This window comes from Nostoc sp. CmiVER01 (genome assembly GCF_034531135.2).
Lineage (GTDB): Bacteria > Cyanobacteriota > Cyanobacteriia > Cyanobacteriales > Nostocaceae > Nostoc.
The window spans coordinates 1-862 of the sequence record NZ_JAVRBU020000052.1 but is presented as its reverse complement, the minus strand read 5'-3'; the positions used below and the strand labels follow the sequence as shown (position 1 = coordinate 862).

The following is an 862-nucleotide window of genomic DNA, read 5'->3' as shown; positions in this document are numbered from 1 at the left end:
TTATTGCGTAAGTCCTATTAATATAAAAACAATTTTTAATAGTATAATATGACTAATTTTGCAATGCATTAAATGGTGGCCTGGGCCTCGCTCAGCCCGTGGGCCTGGGCGTATTCCAAGGCGTGCGACTTGATCCAGTCGATTTCCCGGGTGTGCAACTGACGGTTGTTGAGCTCGCCCGCCTGCGCGGCCGCCGCTCCGGCACTCCCACCCGCGGCTCCGCCGATGGCCTGGCTGGCCAGCTGCATGTACAGCTTGCCGTCGGGGCTGTTCGGGTCGATGCCATGGGCGCGCAGGTAGTTCACCATTGCGCCACTGGCCGCCTGGCTGGCCCCGGCACCGGTCGCTCCCAGCGCGCCGTTGCCGCCGCCCAGCACCGCCATGCCAGCACCGACCAGTCCATGCAGGAGGATCTTCTTCGATCCGCCCTCGGACCACGCCTGGGCGTTGGCCTTATCCCCCCGCGCGGCGGCCGCATCGGCCATGCGGTTGGCCACGGTACCCGCCGCCCGGAAGCCCACGTCACCGGCGACGGCACCGAGTTCCTGCTTCTCGGCGACCTTGTCGGCGTTGAAGATGGGTTTGAGGCCCTTCGCATCGATATCCGGATGCCGGTCGACGTCGCTGAGGTCGGCCTTCCCATCGCGCACGACGACGGTGCCCTCGGCGATGCCCGCCCGGGTGTCGCTGTGGCTGCTGTCGTGCTGCGGGATGCTGGTCAGGCCACCGCTGACCTGGCCGCGGGTGCCGCCGGCGATGCCCTCGCTGTGTGCGGTGTAGTCCGCTGTGTTGTGCAGGGTCTCGGTGACGAGCTTGCCGGTATCGAGCCGGTTATTCGCTGCGTCCGCATCGCTGGCCAGCA

The 862-nt window shown here is 65.5% G+C and carries 1 protein-coding gene; it reads right to left on the bottom strand.

Translation table 11 applies throughout. From position 1 onward, the window contains the following. Positions 1-68 precede the first annotated feature (68 nt). Positions 69-862 (bottom strand): hypothetical protein (locus tag RMZ43_RS35915; RefSeq protein ID WP_428851014.1); only part of this gene is annotated, 794 nt, incomplete at its 5' end.